The sequence below is a fragment of the Corynebacterium phoceense genome (assembly GCF_900092335.1).
Classification (GTDB): domain Bacteria; phylum Actinomycetota; class Actinomycetes; order Mycobacteriales; family Mycobacteriaceae; genus Corynebacterium; species Corynebacterium phoceense.
The window spans coordinates 33773-48769 of record NZ_LT596207.1 but is presented as its reverse complement, the minus strand read 5'-3'; the positions used below and the strand labels follow the sequence as shown (position 1 = coordinate 48769).

Annotated in this window: 16 protein-coding genes and 1 pseudogene; 14 read left to right on the top strand and 3 right to left on the bottom strand. The window is 65.2% G+C overall.

The features are described 5' to 3' along the window. Window positions 1–70 precede the first annotated feature (70 nt). From BN9444_RS00255 to rplQ, 7 genes are all read left to right on the top strand, one after another. Entirely contained in the window at window positions 71–862 is a 792-nt protein-coding gene (locus BN9444_RS00255) for a L,D-transpeptidase (RefSeq protein ID WP_066486305.1), read from the top strand. A 198-nt stretch (window positions 863–1060) separates the two neighbouring features. Continuing rightward, entirely contained in the window at window positions 1061–1279 is a 219-nt protein-coding gene (infA, locus tag BN9444_RS00250; protein ID WP_004566852.1) for a translation initiation factor IF-1, read from the top strand. Between the two features lie 211 nt (window positions 1280–1490). Beyond that, the gene (rpsM, locus tag BN9444_RS00245) at window positions 1491–1859 is read left to right on the top strand and encodes a 30S ribosomal protein S13 (RefSeq protein WP_066486295.1); all 369 of its coding nucleotides are present in this window, start codon (window positions 1491–1493) and stop codon (window positions 1857–1859) included. 3 nt (window positions 1860–1862) lie between these two features. After that, window positions 1863–2267, top strand: a complete 405-nt coding sequence (rpsK, locus tag BN9444_RS00240) for a 30S ribosomal protein S11 (protein WP_066486287.1) — start codon at window positions 1863–1865, stop codon at window positions 2265–2267. 29 nt (window positions 2268–2296) lie between these two features. After that, a complete protein-coding gene (rpsD, locus tag BN9444_RS00235; RefSeq protein WP_066486284.1) occupies window positions 2297–2902 on the top strand; it encodes a 30S ribosomal protein S4 in 606 nt (201 codons plus the stop codon). A 69-nt stretch (window positions 2903–2971) separates the two neighbouring features. Then, window positions 2972–3982 carry a DNA-directed RNA polymerase subunit alpha gene (locus BN9444_RS00230; protein WP_068801228.1) on the top strand — a complete coding sequence of 337 codons (1011 nt, stop codon included), beginning with the start codon at window positions 2972–2974 and terminating at the stop codon, window positions 3980–3982. A 49-nt stretch (window positions 3983–4031) separates the two neighbouring features. After that, a complete protein-coding gene (gene rplQ, locus BN9444_RS00225; protein WP_066486273.1) occupies window positions 4032–4487 on the top strand; it encodes a 50S ribosomal protein L17 in 456 nt (151 codons plus the stop codon). Window positions 4488–4600: 113 nt separating this feature from the next. Here rplQ and BN9444_RS00220 read toward each other — a convergent pair whose 3' ends face one another. Next, window positions 4601–4948 (bottom strand): hypothetical protein, encoded by a 348-nt coding sequence (locus BN9444_RS00220; protein ID WP_068801227.1) that lies wholly within the window; start codon window positions 4946–4948, stop codon window positions 4601–4603. Between the two features lie 189 nt (window positions 4949–5137). Here BN9444_RS00220 and truA point away from each other — a divergent pair, with 189 nt between their 5' ends. The 3 genes and pseudogenes from truA to BN9444_RS14915 all read left to right on the top strand — a co-directional run bounded on the left by truA (window position 5138) and on the right by BN9444_RS14915 (window position 7132). Next, a complete protein-coding gene (gene truA / locus BN9444_RS00215) occupies window positions 5138–5995 on the top strand; it encodes a tRNA pseudouridine(38-40) synthase TruA (RefSeq protein WP_066511117.1) in 858 nt (285 codons plus the stop codon). Window positions 5996–6057: 62 nt separating this feature from the next. Next, a pseudogene (eccB, locus tag BN9444_RS00210) lies at window positions 6058–6885 on the top strand (type VII secretion protein EccB); the annotation flags it as partial. Beyond that, on the top strand, window positions 6776–7132 hold the full coding sequence (locus BN9444_RS14915; RefSeq protein ID WP_233423539.1) for a type VII secretion protein EccB: 357 nt from the start codon (window positions 6776–6778) through the stop codon (window positions 7130–7132). The pseudogene eccB and the gene BN9444_RS14915, both read left to right, overlap by 110 nt. 213 nt (window positions 7133–7345) lie before the next feature. Here the strand turns inward: BN9444_RS14915 and BN9444_RS15420 are convergent, their stop codons facing one another. Next, a complete protein-coding gene (locus tag BN9444_RS15420; RefSeq protein WP_068801226.1) occupies window positions 7346–7891 on the bottom strand; it encodes a S8 family serine peptidase in 546 nt (181 codons plus the stop codon). Window positions 7892–7980: 89 nt separating this feature from the next. Next, window positions 7981–8724 carry a type VII secretion integral membrane protein EccD gene (gene eccD / locus BN9444_RS00200; RefSeq protein ID WP_478219557.1) on the bottom strand — a complete coding sequence of 248 codons (744 nt, stop codon included), beginning with the start codon at window positions 8722–8724 and terminating at the stop codon, window positions 7981–7983. Between the two features lie 223 nt (window positions 8725–8947). Here eccD and eccCa point away from each other — a divergent pair, with 223 nt between their 5' ends. The 4 genes from eccCa to BN9444_RS00180 all read left to right on the top strand — a co-directional run bounded on the left by eccCa (window position 8948) and on the right by BN9444_RS00180 (window position 14557). After that, window positions 8948–12628 (top strand): type VII secretion protein EccCa, encoded by a 3681-nt coding sequence (eccCa, locus tag BN9444_RS00195; protein WP_066486359.1) that lies wholly within the window; start codon window positions 8948–8950, stop codon window positions 12626–12628. A gap of 1 nt (window position 12629) precedes the next feature. Continuing rightward, complete coding sequence (locus BN9444_RS00190) at window positions 12630–13667, top strand: type VII secretion-associated protein (RefSeq protein WP_066486255.1); 1038 nt, start codon at window positions 12630–12632, stop codon at window positions 13665–13667. A gap of 190 nt (window positions 13668–13857) precedes the next feature. Then, the gene (locus tag BN9444_RS00185; protein ID WP_066486252.1) at window positions 13858–14175 is read left to right on the top strand and encodes a WXG100 family type VII secretion target; all 318 of its coding nucleotides are present in this window, start codon (window positions 13858–13860) and stop codon (window positions 14173–14175) included. A 94-nt stretch (window positions 14176–14269) separates the two neighbouring features. Further along, window positions 14270–14557, top strand: coding sequence for a WXG100 family type VII secretion target (locus BN9444_RS00180; RefSeq protein ID WP_066486245.1), 288 nt, complete (start codon window positions 14270–14272; stop codon window positions 14555–14557). Window positions 14558–14997 lie beyond the last annotated feature (440 nt).

The window sequence follows — 14997 nt, the reverse complement described above, 5'->3', positions numbered from 1 at the left end:
TCTTAAAAAGTCCCAGCGAAAACTAAGTCCTCGGCTATGTCACGGCTAGGTTTCGGTCTATACTGCCAGCATGTCGAAAAACAACCTGACGAAGGTCGCCGCGCCGCTCGCGGCCGTGGCCGTCTCCCTATCCCTCCTGGCGACCCCCGTCGCCGGCGCTCAGACTCTTCCTTCCGCTCCGTCCGTGGAGCAGATGTCCTCGCAGATTCAGATTGGCAAGTTCCTGGGCCTGAGCGAAGAACAGGCATGGGCGCAGCGCAACGATCTCATCAAGCAGATCAAGACCATCAACAATCCGCAGGTTATTCCGGTCCTCGAGCAGGCCGTCGATAACACGGTCAACGCCGTCTTCCCGGGTCTTGTCGCCCGCAAGAACGCGGAGATTCGCGCAGAGCAGGAGCGCCTCGAGCGCGAGCACGCCGCACAGGTTGCGCGCGAGCAGGCCGCCGCTCAGGAAGCCGCCCGCATTGCCGAGGAGCAGCGCAAACGCAACGAGTTCGACCGCGGCCCCTGCCCGCGTGACGCTGACGCATGCGTCGATATCGATCGCAACCGTTCCTGGCTGCAGGACGACAACGGCAACGTCACCCATGTTGCCGAGTGGATTTCCTCCGGCGCCCGCACCCCGGGGCTCGCCACGCCGCGCGGCGCCTTCAATGTCCAGTACAAGGTCAAGGACGAAGTCTCCCGCGAGTTCGGCAACGCGCCGATGCCGTACGCGATCTACTTCACCAACACTGGCCACGCCTTCCACGAAGGCTCCCCCGCGTATGATTCCCACGGCTGCATCCACCTGCAGCACCAGGACGCCGTGGCGTACTGGAACGACCTGCAGGTTGGCGACAAGGTCTTCATCTTCTAGTCTTTGTCACTCCGCGGCGTGAGCTGCGAACGCCTAGCGCCTCGTGCGCTGGGCGTTTATTTGGTTTTCGTGTCGTTCATGCGTATTATTGAACGTTGGTGTATGCGCGCGTGCTTGCACGCGGGTTGATGCACCACCGCAGTAGATACAAACATGCAGGCCACGGCGTACTTGTCCGGGCCTAGAAAAGTAGAGGTTATGGCTAAGGAAGGCGCAATCGAGGTCGAGGGTCGAATCATCGAACCCCTGCCGAATGCAATGTTCCGTGTCGAGCTCGACAACGGACACAAGGTTCTTGCTCACATCTCGGGCAAGATGCGTCAGCACTACATCCGCATCCTTCCTGAGGATCGCGTGGTCGTGGAGCTGTCCCCTTATGACCTGACCCGCGGACGCATTGTCTACCGCTACAAGTAAACACAGAAATTAAGCCTCCTTACCCAAGGCGACCATCACTGCGCGCGAGCGTGAGCTCGCGCGTTGGTCGTCCGTGCACCTCAGGCCGCGGTGGCCAGAGCCCGCACAGTAGCGTTTACCCACAGTTTCCGGCACGGTCCGGGCGAAGCGTGAACGGTGTGTGGGACGGATAGGGAGAAAACCACCGTAACAACCCGAAAGGACACGCCACATGGCACGTCTCGCTGGTGTTGACCTCCCGCGTAACAAGCGTATGGAGATCGCACTGACCTACATTTACGGCATCGGTCCGGCTCGCGCCGCCGAGCTGCTGGAGAAGACTGGTATCTCTCCGGACCTGCGTACCGACAACCTGACCGATGATCAGGTTGCCGCTCTGCGTGACGTCATCGAAGCTACCTGGAAGGTCGAGGGTGACCTCCGCCGCCAGGTTCAGGCTGACATCCGTCGCAAGATTGAAATTGGTTGCTACCAGGGCATTCGCCACCGTCGTGGCCTCCCGGTCCGCGGTCAGCGCACCAAGACCAACGCTCGTACCCGCAAGGGCCCGAAGAAGACGATCGCAGGAAAGAAGAAGTAATACATGCCTCCGAAGACTCGTTCCGGCGCGCGTCGTACTGGCCGTCGCGTCGTAAAGAAGAATGTGGCCCAGGGCCACGCATACATCAAGTCCACCTTCAACAACACCATCGTGTCCATCACGGACCCGTCCGGTGCTGTCATCTCCTGGGCGTCCTCCGGCCACGTCGGCTTCAAGGGCTCCCGTAAGTCCACGCCGTTCGCAGCTCAGATGGCTGCTGAGTCCGCTGCCCGCAAGGCCATGGACCACGGCATGAAGAAGGTTGACGTTTTCGTCAAGGGTCCGGGCTCCGGCCGCGAGACCGCCATCCGTTCCCTGCAGGCTGCAGGCCTCGAGGTTTCCTCGATCACGGATGCCACCCCCCAGCCGCACAACGGCTGCCGTCCGACCAAGCGCCGCAAGGTCTAAGCAGACAGAAAGGATAGAGGTAAAAACTCATGGCTCGTTATACCGGCCCAGCAACTCGTAAGTCCCGCCGTCTGCGCGTCGACCTCGTCGGCGGAGATATGGCGTTTGAGCGCCGCCCGTACCCCCCGGGACAGGCAGGCCGCAACCGCATCAAGGAATCTGAGTACCTGCTGCAGCTCCAGGAGAAGCAGAAGGCAAAGTACACCTACGGTGTGCTGGAGCGTCAGTTCCGTCGCTACTACGCAGAGGCCAACCGTCGTCCGGGCAAGACCGGTGACAACCTGGTCATCCTGCTCGAGTCTCGTCTCGACAACGTGGTCTACCGTGCAGGTCTGGCCAACACCCGTCGCCAGGCTCGCCAGCTTGTCTCCCACGGTCACTTCACCGTGAACGGCAAGAAGATCAACGTTCCGTCCTTCCAGGTCACCCAGTACGACATCATCGATGTCCGTGACCGCTCCAAGAAGATGGAATGGTTCGAAGACGCTCAGGATCGCCTTGTCGATGCCGTCGTTCCGGCATGGCTGCAGGTCGTTCCCGACACCCTGCGCATCCTCGTGCACCAGCTGCCCGAGCGCGCTCAGATCGACATCCCGCTGCAGGAGCAGCTCATCGTCGAGCTTTACTCGAAGTAACCCTTCGTCTAACCCACATATTCACCCTCTACCGACGTCAAATAGCGGGCGTCGACAAGGAGAAGTTCCATGCTCATTTCCCAGCGTCCTCAGCTCACCGAAGAAGTTATCGACTCGGCTCGTTCCAAGTTCACCATCGAACCGCTCGAGCCGGGTTTCGGTTACACCCTCGGCAACTCGCTGCGTCGCACGCTGCTGTCGTCCATCCCGGGCGCGGCAGTGACCTCGATCAAGATTGACGGTGTGCTCCACGAGTTCACCACGATCTTTGGTGTCAAGGAAGACGTTGCCGAGATCATCCTCAACATCAAGGGCCTCGTGCTCTCCTCCTACTCTGATGAGCCGGTCGTGATGTACTTGAGCAAGGAAGGTGCCGGCGAGGTCACTGCAGGCGACATTCAGCCGCCGGCAGGCGTGGAGATCCACAACCCGGATCTGCACATCGCCACCCTCAACGACACCGCTCGACTGGAGATGGAGCTCGTTGTCGAGCGCGGTCGCGGCTACGTCCCGGCTGCCCCGACGTCCGGTGAGATCGGCCGCATTCCGGTCGACCAGATTTACTCGCCGGTCCTCAAGGTCTCGTACAAGGTCGAAGCTACTCGTGTCGAGCAGCGCACCGACTTTGACAAGCTCATCATCGACGTCGAGACCAAGAACTCGATCACCGCACGTGACGCTCTGGCTTCGGCCGGCGGCACCCTGGTCGAGCTCTTCGGTCTGGCGCGCGAGCTCAACACGGCTGCCGAGGGCATCGAGATCGGCCCCTCCCCGCAGGAGACCGAGTACATCGCTGCTTACTCCATGCCGATTGAGGACCTGAACTTCTCTGTTCGCTCCTACAACTGCCTGAAGCGCCAGGAAATCCACACCGTCGGTGAGCTCGCTGAGTGCACCGAGTCGGACCTGCTGGATATCCGCAACTTCGGTCAGAAGTCGATCAACGAGGTGAAGATCAAGCTGAACAGCTTGGGCCTTGCCCTCAAGGACACCCCTGAGGACTTTGACCCGACCCAGCTTGAGGGTTATGACGCAGAAACCGGTGACTTCAAGGATCCGTCCGCGGGCGAATCCGAGTAAATAGTCACTAAACGCGCTTAACACTTAAAAAGCACACGAGGAGTACACAATGCCTACCCCGAAGAAGGGCGCCCGTCTCGGCGGCTCCGCTGCGCAGCAGGCTCACCTATTGAGCAACCTGGCAGCCAGCCTCATCGAGCACGGCGCGATCAAGACCACCGATGCCAAGGCGAAGATGCTTCGCCCGTACGTCGAGAAGATCATTACCAAGGCGAAGGGCGGCTCCATTGCCGACCGTCGCGAGGTTCTCAAGCTCATCCCGCACAAGGATGTTGTTGCTCACCTCTTCGATGATCTCGCACCGCAGTTCGCAAACCGCGAGGGCGGCTACACCCGCACCATCAAGCTGGACAACCGTCGTGGCGACAACGCCCCGATGTCCCAGATTGCCCTGGTGCTGGAGGAGACCGTTTCCTCCGAGGCCACCCGCGCAACCCGCGCTGCTGCTTCCAAGGCCGCTGAGGCTGAGGAGGCCACCGAGGCCGAGGCTACCGAGGAGAACTAATCTCCCCGGGGCCTAAAGCCCGCATACGCAAAGACCGCAACCCTGCATAAGGGTTGCGGTCTTTGTCGTCTGCGGAGATGTCGTCGCGCGCAGCTGGAACCTCCGGTGAAGAATTACATCTTCGGCAGGAACTGCTGGATCTGCGGCCAAAGAGCGGCGCCCAGAGCCAGGATGCCGGCGGTGATGCCCACACCGAGCAGTGCCTGCTCTTCAGTGGAGGAGGAATCCGGCTTCTGACCATCCTTGGAGCTCAGGGTCGGGAACTTCTTGGCCAGCTCTTCGTCGCTGGAGCCGTTGCCTTCCTTGCCGTCTGCGTTCGAAGAACCGTCCTGCTTACCGGACGCGGAGGAGCCGGTCTGGTCGCCGTTGTCTGCGGCCACAGCGTTCGGTGCGGCAACGGTGAGTGCGCCGGCAAGCGCGATGGCGGACACAGAGGCACCAAACTTCTTGAACTTCGTCATCGTGTTTCCTTTCGATTGGGAAATATTGTCGGTCGTACGCCCCGTGAGCGTGCTCACGTGAGGCATGGCACATAGTATGACATACTTTTGCTGGCAATAGTATTGGAATCTGCCCGCAATTGTCAGCCGCAACACAGAATGCCTATTCAGCCGCGGTACAGCCACACCGAATTGGTAGTATCCCGGAGTATGACTGCCCCCTCGCCTGATACCGTCCGCCTGCGTTTCGACCTCGCCTATGACGGCACGGACTTCCACGGTTGGGCCAAGCAGAAAGGCGGGCTGCGCACCGTCGAAGGCGTCCTCGCTGAGAAACTCTCGCTCATCGCGCAGACCGAGATCGAGCTCACCGTCGCCGGCCGCACCGACGCTGGCGTGCATTCCGCGCATCAGGTCGCCCACGCGGACGTGCCCCGCGCACTGCTCGAGTCGCGCAGCATCCACGGCGATCCGTCCACCCTCGTGCGGCGCCTGGCCAAACTCCTGCCCGAAGATATCCGCGTCCACGACGTGACGTTCGCACCTGAGGGTTTCGATGCGCGCTTCTCCGCTCTCGCCCGTCGCTACGTCTACCGCGTCACCACGTTCCCCGCGGGCTCGCTGCCCACCCGCGCGCGCGACACGGCCATGTGGCCCCACGCCGTGGACATCGACGCCATGCAAGAAGCCGCCACTGTGCTCGTCGGCCTCCACGACTTCGCGGCCTTCTGCCGGCCCAAGCCGCACGCGACGACGATCCGCGATCTGCAGTCCTTCACCTGGCACGATGTCTCAACGCCGCACGAGCCGGAGCTCTATGAGGCCCACCTCACCGCAGACGCTTTCTGCTGGAATATGGTCCGTTCCCTCGTCGGCTGTTGCCTGGCGGTGGGGGAGGGCCGCCGCGACGTCGATTTCGCTGCGGCGCTCCTCGGCGAGACGCAACGCTCGGACACATGCCCGGTCGCGCCTGCCAAAGGCCTGTCACTCACCGGCGTCGATTACCCGGCGTCGGAGGATCTCGCCGCCCGCGCCGAGGCGGCCCGCAATCGCCGCTCGCTCGAGTAGCGGGCCAGCGCGCTCCGGGTTAGGATGAGCGCACATCGCATTGCTACTCGGGGGAGTTCACCATGGCGCGTCTGCGACCGACCACCAAAGCCCAAATTTCTGGTCACCGTTTCCTGCAACGACGGCTTGAGCACGGCCTCGTCCTCGGCGATATTCGCATGATTCACGATCCCCTCGCGCGCCGCAGCCGCGCCGCCTGGATCTCCGTGGGCCTGTCAGTCCTCATCGCCGCGGGTGCTGGCCTCATCGCCTGGCTCCAGCCCAACCCGGATCCGGGTGCGCAACCCATCGTCCGCACCGCGCAGGGCCAGGTCCTCGCTAATATCGACGGCACCTTCCACCCCGTCCCCAACCTCGCCTCGGCCCGTCTGCTCACCGGTGCGCCTGCCGATGCCGCCCCCATCGGCCCCGATATCCTCGCCGCAGCATCGCTCGGTGTGCCCGCCGGGCTTGCCGATGCCCCCGGCTTCCTCAATTCTTCACCCTCCAGCACCCCCTGGGCGCTGTGCCAGGAGCCTACTCCCGAGGACACCGTCGCCTTCGTGACCTCCATTGACGCCGCCGGCGAGCCGACCGGCCGCACCATCGTTCACGCCCAGCGCCCCGTGCGTCTCCTCGGCCCCGAGGACGCTGCCCTCGTCGTGGCGGAACGACGCACGTGGCTCATCACCGAGGACGGCCGGCGCCCGCTAGATGAAGACGAGCTTGCGACAACCATCGCCCGCGTCGTCGGCATCGAGCCGGACGCCCCGCGCCGCGCGGTGCCGCCGGAGTTCCTCAATGCCGTTTCGGAGCTGCCAGCCTTCGCGCTGCCCGCTGACCTCCCGGAGGTCTGGGATTCCGGCCACGGCTTGTGGGCGCACACGGACGACGGCGTCGCACCGCTCACCGCCGCGCAAGCCGAAGTCCTCGTCGCGTCNCGCCGTGGACACGGGCCACGGCCGTCTCGTTGTTTCCGCGACCGGCACCCGCCACACCGTCCCCTCGCAGGCCGAATGGGAGGCACTCGGCTTGAACGCCGCGGCCAGCGCGCCGTGGGACATTGTGCGCCTGTTGCCGGAAGGCTCGGAGCTATCCCGCGTCGCTGCCCTCGCGGGTGATACAGGTGCCGTTTCTCAAGGAGAATCGAGCAAGTAGCGACTCTGTAAAAGGTAGACCCACCCTTGCTACAGCGTATTAGGGGGGTTGTATTGCCACCGTTCATAATTCTTACCGCTCACGGTGACCTGCGCCAGGTGTCCTCGTAGCGGATAGTTACAGTCTGTACGCCGAGCTGATTGCGTTGCGCTGAGTGGCACAAGGTCTCTCCAACCCTTTTCTACTCTGGATGTGAGAAACCGGAGATAGTACTCATGTTACGTGGCGGGCGTTGAAGCAATCCTCCTCACGAATTCGTCGCGGGCGTAACGCCGCTGCACACGCGATGGCGAGAGCAAGGAAGGCGAGCGACCCTGCTAGCCACGCCAAACGCCGCGCGGGCTCCGCGTCTCGCTGTGCGGGGTGCGCCACGAATGCAGGACGCACGACGCGGCTCTGGGAGAAAGTTGTAGCGCTCACGGCAGCGAGCGGATCGACGAACCCAGAGCCCGGATGTGCCGTTGCGTGCAGGCGTTCGCGCAGCTGCGCCGGGGTGGCGTCGGGGAAGCGCTNACGGGCGGCGATGACCCCGGCAACGACGGTGCCGTGCATGTCGCAGTCGAGATGCGGGTCCGGGGAATCCGGCGCGACGAGGTCCGGCCCGGACTCCAGGCGGGCGAGCTGATCATGGCGTGCGACTCCGGTGTCGATGACGGCGACGCGCACGCCGCGACCTGTCGCCAAGGCGTGGAGCCGGGCACGGTAGTCGGCTTGTTGCGCGGTGGGCGCGGGCGAGCCCTCCCCGGGCACCGGGACCATGCAGGCAGTCGCGGGTTCTTGGGCCAAGGCAGGAGGGACAAGTGCACACGCTGCGGCAATGCCCGCGACGAGAACAAGGCGGCGCATGGCTAGCCCAGCCCGCGAATCAGGACGAAGACGCCGGCGATATGCAGCGCCAACGGCACGATGGCGGTGAGAGCCAAAGCCTCGGCGCGTTCGAACCACACGAGCGTGGTCGGCTCGAGACGCGCGACGCGCGGTGCCCAGAGGCAGGCCGTCGCAGCTGTTGCAGCAATGAGGACGGCGGCGATGAGCAGGACCCACGTGCCAGTGGCAAACCCGGCACTCACGGCGATAACGGCAAGCGCGCAGAGGGCGATAACTCCGCCGGCGGCCCCCACCATGAGTAGCCACGTCCCGCGTGCCGAGGCGTGACGAGCGGCGTGGAGAAGAAAGGCGCCGCTCATCGCCGCGGCGAGTCCCGCGACCCAGCCACCGGGCAGACCCGCTGCGACGCCACGCACGAGGAATCCCAGTGCGGGTATGCAGGCGAGGGCACACGCGAGGAGAGCACCCTCGTAGAGCTCGCGGGCGCGCCGGGCACGGGAGTCAGCGAGAGGATCGAGGATATCCCCGAGCTCGTCCTCGGTGGGCTCCTCGCCGGCGGTGGGGAGCTGGGGTACGCGCAACCCCGCCGCGCGCGTGGCGAGCGNGGCGCGCCACGGCGTGGACAGCAGCGGCGCGCCGAGAAGATCGGTGACTTCGCCTAAGACCTCGTCGAGGCTGGCCTCGACGGGCAATGACACGTCGATTTGTTTGTGGAAGCGGCCGGCGTGCGCGCGGACGGTGACGCGCACGCTCGTAGCGGTCATCATGGCGGAATTTTCCCCCGGTATTTTTCGTGGTGGCGCCCCAGAAATGTTCTGGGACGGCTGGGCGTCCCCCTTGCCCAATGGCTCACATTGTGGCTTACTTGTAGGCGCATGTCCACCGCTACGGCGGCGGACGGGCCGTGAGCAGGGGGCTTACGGCTGGGGGATGCCGGTTGTGGGGTGGCCCCAGTACCTGGACCAGTTCTACGAGGGGGATTATTCCATGCCCGTGACCACCATTCCGCGCGCGCCGCGCGACCCGGCACCGCCGCTGCCCAGCGGCTCTTTACAGGCCGAGGCTGTGCCGGACGCCGCGAAGCCCAAGCCCGTGCCGCTCGTGCGTCTGTTGTTGCCCGTCGTCATGATCGTGGCCATGCTCGGCATGGTCGCGCTCATGGTGCTCGGCGGTGGCGGGCGCGAGCTCAACCCGATGATGCTCATGTTCCCGCTCATGATGCTTGCCTCCGTCGCGACGATGTTTGCGCCGCAGGGCTCCGCCGATGATCCGAACGAGCGGCGCCGGACCTACCTGCGGCACCTCAAGGCGTTGCGCGGCAAGGCGGAGGAGCATGCCGCTGCCCAACGCGCGCATGCGGTCCACCACCATCCGCGGCATGACCAGCTGGTCGCGTGGGTGGGCTCCAACCGCCTGTGGGAGCGCGACGCGCAGGATGACGATGCGCTCGCGGTGCGCGTGGGCGAGGGTGCGGTGGCACTGTGCACGCCGATTACCTTCCCTGATATCGACGCGCCCGAGGACGTCGATCCAGTGTGCACGGTAAGCCTGCGCCAGCTCGTCCATTCCGCGGGGCAGCTGCCGGGAATGCCCATCGTCATTCAGCTGCGTGCGTTTCGCTTCCTGGGTATCGGCGGTCCAAAGGCACGGGAGCTTGCTCGAGCGATGGTCATGGAACTCGCCGCAGCGCACGGCCCGGAGACGGTGGGCATCTCGGCGCTGGGGGAGGGCTGGGAGTGGCTCAAGTGGCTGCCCCACACGCGCGAGCCCCGGGCGGCGCGATATCACGTGCTGCTCGTCGACTCGGTGACGACAACGGGCCTGGAGGACTTCTTCCACGACGAGACGCTCACGACCATCATCGACGTGGGCGCCCGCCCGTCCACGGCGTTGGGCTTGCGCGCGGAGCAGGAGGGACTCTTCCTCGTCACGGATGTGACCGGGGCCTTGCGCGTTGTTACTGAGGCCGGCGATGAGGAGCTCGGGCTTGCCGATGCCGCCCCGGAGGCCGCTGCCTTGCACCTCGCCCGTCAGCTGGCGCCGTGCCGGCGCCCCGAGGGTGCGGTGTCCACCGCACGCGTCACGGACGGGGACTTGCTGCGGTTGCTGGGGCACCGGGACATCGGCGAGCTTGCCGCGCGTTTGTGGCCGGGGCGTGCGGGACGAGAAAGACTCAATGTGCCCTTGGGCGTGGACACGGACGGGGTGCCGGTATACCTCGACATCAAGGAGGCCGCGCATGGGGGCGCGGGCCCGCACGGTCTGTGCATCGGCGCGACGGGTAGTGGAAAGTCCGAGCTCCTGCGCACGTTCGTCACGGCTCTCGCGGCGACGCATAGCCCGGACGAGCTCAACCTCGTGCTCGTCGATTTCAAGGGCGGCGCGACGTTCTTGGGCTGTGATACCTTGCCGCACACGGCGGCGGTGATTACCAACCTGGAGGAGGAATCCATCCTCGTTGACCGCATGTTTGACGCGATTTCAGGCGAGCTCAACCGCCGCCAGGAACTGTTGCGCGCGGCGGGCAACTTTGCGAACGTGGGCGACTTCAACGCCTCTGAGGATGCCGTCGCCCGGTACGGGCCGCTGCCTGCGCTCGTCATCATCGTCGACGAGTTCTCGGAGCTGCTTGGGCAACATCCGGACTTCGCGGACCTTTTCGTGGCGGTGGGCCGTCTGGGCCGTTCGCTCCACGTCCACCTGCTGCTCGCCTCGCAACGGCTGGAGGAAGGCCGGTTGCGCGGGCTCGATTCGCACCTGTCGTACCGCGTGGGTCTCAAGACTTTCTCCGCAGCTGAGTCGCGCCAGGTGCTGGGCATTACGGACGCCTATGCGCTGCCCACTAAGCCGGGCGCGGGCTACCTCAAGACGGGCGCGGAGGAACCCGCGCGCATGCAGGCCGCGTATGTCTCGGGTCCGCTTGCGCGCCGAGTCCTCGCCGCGGCGGACGGGCCAGTGCGCGGCAGGGTGACGCTCTTCCATAGCTGGGACGCGACAGGTGAGGCCTCTCCGCATGCGGCGGAGGAAGAGACGCAGCTCGACCACTCGACGACTTTGCTCGATGCCGTCGTCGACGTGGCGCGTGCCGAAGCCACCGCGCGGGGCCAGGCGGCGCACCGCATCTGGTTGCCGCCGTTGCCGCCTGTCATCGAGCTGCCGGAGGTTGTCGCGGGAGCCGAACCCGGTTCTGGGGCGGGCCTGGCCGTGGCGCTGGGCATCGTGGACCGGCCGTACCACCAGCGTCAAGATCCGCTCGTGGTGGACTTGGCTGCGGCGGGCGGGCACCTCGCCGTGTGCGGTGGCCCGCAGTCGGGGAAGTCGACGATGCTGCGCACCGTGGTCGCCGCGTTGGCCGCGGGCCGGTCACCGTCTGCGGTGCGCTTCTACGTCATCGACTGCGGCGGCGGGCAGCTCGCGACGCTCGAGCGCCTGCCGCACGTCTCCGGCGTGGCGACGAAGCACGAGCCGGAGAAGCTCCGCCGGATCGTCGACGAGGTGACACAGCTGGTGGCGGACGCCGCGGCTGACGCGACCGCGACTCGCTCGGGCGACGTCTTTCTCCTCGTCGACGGCTGGCACCACGTGGGAACTGCAGGTGCGGACTTTGAAGACGTCGGCGAGCGGCTCACTCAACTCGCCGCGGACGGGCCCTCTGCGGGGGTGCACCTCGTCGTTTCCACTCCGCGCTGGACGACCATGCGCCCGGCCGTGCGCGACCTCATCGCGCACCGCCTCGAGCTGCGTTTGGGCGAGCCCATGGATTCGCTCATCGACCGCAAGGCGCAGGCGGCATTGCCCGTCGCGCCCGGACGCGGGCTCACCCAGGACGGCGAGCCCATGCTCATCGCCCGCAGCAGCAACCAAGACCTGGCGCATATCGCAGACGTGTGGGCCGCAGTGGAGCCGGCGCCGCGTGTGCGACTTCTGCCGGAGGAGATTCTGCTTGCCGACCTCACCTGCGACGCGGCAGGAAATGCAGTGGGGATTCCGGTGGGCATCGGCGGGCCCCGCCTGGAACCGATGGCCTGGGACGATGCGGCGACAGGCCACCTGGTGTGCGTGGGCGCGCCGGGTTCGGGCAAGTCCCAGCTGCTGCGCACTGTCATTGCGGGAATCGCCGCGCGGGGCCGCGACGCTGCGCGTATTGTGCTCATCGACCATCGGCGCGCACACCTCGGCGCCGTCGAGGAGTCGTTGCTCGCGGCCTATTCCGCGCAGTCACTCGCCACCGAGGAAGCGCTGCGCGCGACGGCGACAACGCTACGCGAACGTCTGCCGGGGTCGGAGGTCACCGCCTCCCAGCTCGCGCGCCGCGACTGGTGGGAAGGGCCAGATATTTACGTGGTCATCGACGATCTTGACTTGGTTTCCGACGTCGCACTGCGGCCTCTCGTGGAGTTGTTGCCGCACGCCCAAGACATCGGCCTGCACGTCGTGGCCGCACGCAAGTCCGGCGGCATCGGCCGTGCGCTCTATGGCGGATTCCTGGCAGCACTGCGCGACCAGCTGCCCTGCGCGCTGGTACTCGACGCGGACAAGGATGAAGGCCCCATCTTTGGCATCAAACCGCGGCCCCAGCCTGCCGGCCGCGGCCAGTGGGTGGTGCGCAATGAAGACCACGGCCTTATCCAGGTAGCGCTTGCTACCGCCCCTGAGGAAGGAGCCTGACATGGCTGATCTCACTCTCACGGTGCTCGATACCGCCACCATCTACGAAGCGCATGAATCCATTTTCCGCTATGACCTCCCCGGCACTGGCGTCGTGGAAGGCTGGGCTTTGGCCGGTGTGGTCGAACAGGCCGCCAAGCTCGTGGGCCCCGCCTGGCCTTCCGTCGAGGTCATGGTGTGCGCCGACCCCTCGGCCTCAGCCGTGGGGCGCGAGGCCGTGGAGATCATCACTCGGCATATTCGCCTGGAGGGGGTGCGCATTATTGAGGACACTCCGAAGCCGTCGGTCGCGACGCCCTCTCGACCACGGACCACCCCGCCGGCGCCTGATGCGGGCGCGGCGCAGGAACCTCCGCGTTCTGTACGTGGCCGTCGGCGAAAGAGCGATACAAAGAAAACTGCGCGGAGTGGTCTGCGTGCACTCGGGATAGAACCCCTCCACCTCGGCGTGTGCGCCGTTGCCCTCGTGCTGGGCGGCGGTGCTTTATGGGGAATGTTGCGGGTCGATTCGGATGCGGCGCCGAAAGCGGTCCCTGCGTCAACCCCTGCGTCAACCCCAGCGTCACTCTCAGTCGTGTCGCCGCAGCCTTCTGTCCCGGAAAGCGCACGCATGCTCACGCCCACGAGCAGCGCCGTTTCAGCGGATGCCGGGGCGCCGGTGGAAGTAGCCGGCATGCGCCTTACCTTGCCGCGTGGCTTCGGGTGGACCGAGGATGCAGGGCTGGTCACGCTCAGCGGCCGTGATCCGCACCTGCGCGTGCTCATTGCCGCGGATCCGCTCTATTCCGTTCCGGGGCAGGCCATCCTCGATGAGGTCCGCGCACAGGTCGAGGCTGAGAAGGAGCTTTCGCAGCTTACGGAGACGAACGGCCGCGTGGCGTATGTCGAAGACCCCGGCGACGGGTCCATCGTGGCGTGGACGACGTGGATCGACGGCGACCATCAGCTCTCCGTTGGGTGCCACAGCAAGGAGACACCGACGGTCGCGCACAAGGCGGCGTGCCGGATTGCGACGGAGTCTTTAGAGAAACTGCCCTGAGCACAGGACCCTGTGGGCGCGCGGGAAAAGTTGTGCGCGGCAGGGAACCTTTTGCGCGGAAAGCCAGTCCAATACTCACGAGAAAGCACCCCGGGGGACAGAAACGCCGGGGGGAGCGCTCATCTGGTCCGGCGGCGTGTTGCCCTGGGCCAAGCCCGCTACTTCTACTCCATGTCTCGAAAGGACAATCATGACTCAGCTCTTTAGGACTGAAGCCGACGTAATGGTCGCCACTGCCGGCCGCGTGGACTCCACCAACTCCGAGGTCCAGGGTGAGCTCACCCGCCTCCAGGGCGTTGTGGACTCCGTGCGTTCCAGCTGGGACGGCCGTGCGCAGGTCTCCTTTGACAACCTCATGCAGCGCTACAACACGGCAGCCCAGCAGCTGCGCGAGGCGCTCACCGCCATCAGCGACAATATCCGCACGAATGCCCGCCACTTCGACACCACTGAAGACGAGAACGCACAGGCGTTTAGCGCCGTGGGCGGCGCGGGCCTGGCGCTGTAGCCACGGCGCATCAGCTGCCGCGCAGCGCACGCCGCGTCATTTACGCGCGGGCGCCACATAGAACAGTCACTCTTTATCTCACAGAAGGAAACTCATGTCTGCCATTAAGTACGAATTCGGCGCCATCTCCGGTGCCGCTGCCGATATCCAGTCGACCTCTCAGCACATCAACTCGCTGCTCGATGACCTCAAGTCTGTCATCGCTCCCATGACGTCCACGTGGGAGGGCGACTCCGCTGCGGCGTATGCAGCCGCCCAGGACAAGTGGGACCGCGCCGCCGCAGAACTCAACACCGTGCTCGCCACCATCTCCACCACGGTGGCCGACAGCAACGACCGTATGTCCGACGTCAACCGTCGAGCAGCGGCGAGCTGGGGATAGGTCGCGGCCCGTGCAGGCGAAGCGTTCTCGGTGCACCGTTAGAGGGAATGGACAAACGAGGGCATGCGTGATGGGGACGCTGCCTTGGATACGAGACGCACGTTCGCACGGACCGGGCTGAAACAATCGGCTACTGCCTGAACAAACCTGAAAATTACGCTGTATTCTTTCGCTTTCCTGCGGCCGCTGGGGCGGCCGCGCGCGGGCGGCGGGCTTACCTGGGGAGGGGCCCTCCGTGCCGGATGGCGAAGCGGGGAATACGGCGTTTTGGGTTTTAGCCGCTGGTCGGGTTAGAATTTTCATCCTGTGTGTTCTTCGCGCGCGCTGTGATGTGCTGCGCGAGCTTCCTCCTACAGGTCTCCACCGGCCGCTGCAGTGGGGAAGTCAAGGTTCACAGCGATGGCCGGCAGCCTACTTAAGAGACTTTTAAAGGAGTCATC